The sequence below is a fragment of the Robinsoniella sp. genome, assembly GCF_034124845.1.
On the sequence record NZ_JAWYAJ010000391.1, the window covers coordinates 3,000 to 7,554 of the forward strand.

The 4,555-nt window shown below is 41.8% G+C and carries 4 protein-coding genes; all 4 read left to right on the forward strand.

All coding sequences use genetic code 11. The annotated features are described in order from the left end of the window. Positions 1-780, forward strand: a 780-nt coding sequence (locus tag ACH2DQ_RS19475; RefSeq protein ID WP_395027942.1) for a tyrosine-protein kinase family protein, incomplete at its 5' end; no start/stop codon positions are given. Between the two features lie 6 nt (positions 781-786). Next, complete coding sequence (locus ACH2DQ_RS19480) at positions 787-2,463, forward strand: LCP family protein (protein ID WP_394915477.1); 1,677 nt, start codon at positions 787-789, stop codon at positions 2,461-2,463. After that, a complete protein-coding gene (gene srtB / locus ACH2DQ_RS19485; RefSeq protein WP_394915478.1) occupies positions 2,460-3,326 on the forward strand; it encodes a class B sortase in 867 nt (288 codons plus the stop codon). The genes ACH2DQ_RS19480 and srtB overlap by 4 nt, the downstream gene beginning before the upstream one ends. A gap of 51 nt (positions 3,327-3,377) precedes the next feature. After that, positions 3,378-4,457, forward strand: a complete 1,080-nt coding sequence (locus tag ACH2DQ_RS19490) for a hypothetical protein (RefSeq protein ID WP_394915479.1) — start codon at positions 3,378-3,380, stop codon at positions 4,455-4,457. Positions 4,458-4,555 lie beyond the last annotated feature (98 nt).

The window sequence follows — 4,555 nt, forward strand, 5'->3', positions numbered from 1 at the left end:
ATCGTGAATCTGGACTGTCTGGCTTATATCCCTAAAGTGAAAGATAAAAAGCGCACAGGAAAAGAAGTACGCCACATTATGATTTCCGACAAGCGGGTACCCTATGATTTCCGACAGGCTGTCAGAACTATATATTCCCGAACTGCAAAGCACTTGAAAGAGGAGACAGCCAAGACCCTTTTGATTACCAGTTCACTGCCCAGTGAAGGCAAGACCACGTTTGCTGTAAATCTTGCACAGGCGATGGCTGATGAAGGGAAAAATGTAATTCTGGTGGACTGTGATCTGAGGCATCCTTCTATTGGTACGATGCTGGGAATAGAGAACAGCCAGGGAGGCCTTCCGGAAGTCCTGGATCAAAAACTGGAGTTAGACCAGGCAATTCAAAAATACAGGGAAAATATTATGGTTTTGTGTGCAGGAAAAGCCAGGGAAGACACAACGAATGTACTATCCAATCCACGTTTAAGGGACATTCTGGATTTACTTAGCCACAAATATGATTACGTTGTGATTGATACCCCGCCGGTTTCGTTTTTTACTGATGCATCCATTATTTCGGAGTATGCAGATGCCGGAATTTATCTGGTGAGACAGGATTATGTAGAGGAACGCTATGTGCGGGAAGGTATGGAAATGCTTGCGGGTGCAGAGCTCAAACTAGTGGGCTACGTCTTAAACTACGTAGAGGCAGGATTTTTAAAATACGGATATCACAATTATTATTATGGGAAATCTTATCGATATTATAAACAGAATGTATCGGATACGAAAGGTTAGGATGCTATGAAAGCAATCATTAATTTCAGTAAAGCGTTGGAAACGATGTCCGGTGAATTAGAAAAAGTTCCGTTTTCTTTTATGATCATGGTATTTTCTGCGGTTATGCTGTGCATCATCGTTTACTTTGCCATTGCCCATGTACAAACCGGAGAACCGGTTAAAAAAATAGTTCGGAATATCTCTGTGATCAGTATGTTGCTTTTGTATCTGGGTATCATACTCAGCATTACTTTTTTTACAAGAGAACCGATGGAGGAAGCGAAGTTAAATCTGAAGCTATTTGATGAAGTACTTCGTGCCGGTTATCTTAATCGGGCGGTGGTTAGGATTTTCAGCAATTTCCTTTTGTTTGTACCGGTGGGAATTTTTCTTCAGCTGGTCCGCATTCAAGAGAAGAGAAAGTACCTTTTGCTGCTGCTGATCCCTCTCTGCAGTCTTTTCATTGAAACGGTGCAGCTGAAAACAAGGACAGGCATATTTGATATAGATGATCTGGTGTGTAATACTCTGGGTGGATTTATGGGATATGGACTGGAGATGTTCTACCGCTATGGTTTTTCGAAAGGCAGGAAAATTAAAATAGCAATTCGGATTTTGCTGATATGCTTTACCTTATGTGTGTTTACCGGAATGAGCGGGTTTGGAGCCTATCATGTATACCGTGTGATGGGCAAGAACAGTTTGATGCAAAAGAATGCGGAAGCCAAGGCACCCACACTGGAAAAAGAAAGTGAAGGGGATCATGGAAATGGTGTTAAAAATGAAAGTGATGAGGAAACATATGATCCTTTCCTGTATTATCATAATGGAAAAGCATACCGTTATGAAGAAAATATAATTAATATCTTATGCATGGGCATTGACAAGCGCACGGAAGAGATTGAAACCGTACCGGAGATATCCGGCAAGGGAGGACAAGCGGACGCTATTTTTCTAATCTCCCTGAACCCCGATACCCGGAAGATGAAAATATTCGGTATATCCAGAGACACCATGACTGCAATTAAAAATTATGATTATGAAGGTAATTACATCGGAGAAGAAGAGAATCATTTAGCTCTTGCTTATGCATATGGGGATGGTTCCCAAAGGAGCTGTGAAATGATGAAAGAAGCGGTATCTAAATTAATGTATAATCTGCCGGTTCACGGATACGCAGCGATTAATCTGGAAGCAGTTTCAAAGCTGAATGATGCGGTTGGGGGTGTTACGGTCACTATTCCGGAAGACATGAAATATGATGATCCGGCGTTTCAAAAAGGGGCAAAAATTACCTTGACCGGAGAGCAGGCGATGAAATTTATCCAAAGGCGGGATATAACCAAAAACGGCGGCAATGGGATGAGGATGCAGAGACAGAAAACATATGTATTGTCTTTTTTAAATGCAGCCAAAGAACAGATCAGAAAAGAACCTTCACTGCCAATCCAGCTTTATCAGGAATTGTCTAAAAATATGGTGACAAACCTGGGACTTGATCATGCGGTATATCTGGCGACCCTGATGCTGGACACGGATTTTCGCGGAGATGATATACAAATGCTTCCCGGAACGACAAAAAAAGGTACTTATTATGAAGAATTTCATGTTGACCAGGACCAGCTATACAACCTGATTCTTGATAATTTCTACGAAGAGGCAGGAACAGATACTAAGAACAGCGGCGGTGATGGAAGTTGAATAAAAGGAACAAAAGTGCCGGGAACTGGATTATTGTGGGAATAGCTGCATTTTTAATGGCTGGAATATGTATCTGCTTTGTGGTGAACAGGGAAAAGCAGAAACTGGAAGCTGCAAAACTGTATGAGCAGACGGCGGGATCTGAGGATGTGACAGGGGAGGATGTATCCGAAAGCCGGAGCGGGAAAGATTTTAATCAGTCTGATATGGGGGATGAATCATCCACGGAAAAATCAACAGACCAGCTAAGAGACGGGTTATCAAAAAAACAAGCAGATTACTCAGCAGAACTCCCGGTAAATATTGCTGAAATTCAAAAGGATATGCCGGATGTCTATGGCTGGATAGAAATTCCCGGGACAAAAGTAAATTATCCGGTTGTCCAGCGGGAGGATGACAATCTCTATTATCTGGACAAGACACCGGATGGAAGTTCCAATATAGAGGGCTCTATATTCAGTGAAGATTACAACCGCAGAGATTTCACGGATCCGGTAACTGTTTTATACGGACACAACATGAAAAATGGGGACATGTTTGGTGAACTACATCTTTATGAAGATAAGAGTTTTTTTGATGCAAACCGGGATCTTTATATTTACTTGAAAGACAAGAAACTGACTTATCGGATATTTGCTGCAGTACTGTTTGACAACCGTCATATCATGCAAAGTTATGATTTCTCCGGTGAGGATTCTATTCTTCCGTTTATTCGGGAAATCATGAATATCCGCAATATGAGAAGTAATGTGGACAGGGATATTTCTATTCTGCCAACTGATAAAATTCTTACGCTTTCAACCTGTCATGGCATGGGAAGTGATTACAGGTATCTGGTTCTTGGGGTGCTGCAAAATGATTAGTATTACGGTACATCAGTGGGAGCGGGTGTACAGATAGGAAAGGATATTAAGATGAAAAGAACTGTCAAAACCTTAGCTGCCTGGATAGCTGCCATCGCGATTTCTTTTTGCTTTGTAAATTTATTGATATTTATCTACTTTCATCAACCAGGATGGATTAGCAGGTCGGAAGCGGCGACCGGTGCAATCTGGGATCCCGGATCCCGTTATTCCAATGCTTACGAAGGCTATGGAGCCGGAAAAGTGGATGAAAACGGATATATTAACCGGTACCCGATAGCGGAGGACAACTATATTCTGGTGATGGGATCTTCCCATACACAGGGAAAAGAAGTTCCGGTTGACGAGAGATATACAGAACTGGTGAACCGGAAAGTTACGTCAGAACCCAAGGAGTATATCTATAATATCGGGACTGACGGCCACTATCTGCCGGATCTTTTGAGACATTTTTCAGCTGCTGTGAAGGAATTTCCCCGGGCAAATGGTGTTGTACTGGAAGTTTTCAATACTGATTGTGATGTTGATATATTAAAAGACTGTCTCAAACAGGTTCCTTACAAACCGGATCAAAATGGTTCGGTGATAGCAGAAAAAATATCCGGGATACAGAAGCTTGCAATGAAGGTAAAGGAAAATATGCCACTGCTGAACTTATTACAGCAGAAACAGTTTGCAGACTTCAAGATTGATTTTAGCGGTGCATTTGGCAGCTGGGAACAAGATGCTCAGCCGCTAACCGGGATGGATGAGCTACCAGCCAAAGATAGCGGCATGGAGCGCTATCAAGAGATCCTGGATCAGATCTTTATAGAGATGAAGCAGGTATACCAGGGAAAGATTTTCATATTATACCATCCCATTGTAAAAATAAGCGGTGATCAGATGGAAGTAACCTATGAGGATACCTACCGGTATTTTCAGCAGGCATGCAGTAAGCAGGATATTCAGATTATTGATACCGGAGCTGCGTTTCAGGATTACTATGAGAAACAGTACGATGTCCCCTATGGATTCAGCAACACTTCTATGGGAGAAGGACATCTGAACAGGACAGGGCATCGGATTCTTGCAGAAGAACTGTACGATGCGCTGTGTAATGCAAATCTGATTGCTTGTGAGGTTAATTAATTATGGTATTTATTTCAATTCAGTTTTTGATTTTGTTTAGTGCAACGATCATTTTATTATTGGTTACTCATCGCAAGCAGCAGCATAACAGAATACTG

What these genes read in the sequence shown, in the direction of transcription:
- ACH2DQ_RS19480 (WP_394915477.1), top strand. Translation starts at nt 787, where the DNA reads ATGAAAGCAATCATTAATTTCAGTAAAGCGTTGGAAACGATGTCCGGT.
- ACH2DQ_RS19490 (WP_394915479.1), top strand. Translation starts at nt 3,378, where the DNA reads ATGAAAAGAACTGTCAAAACCTTAGCTGCCTGGATAGCTGCCATCGCG.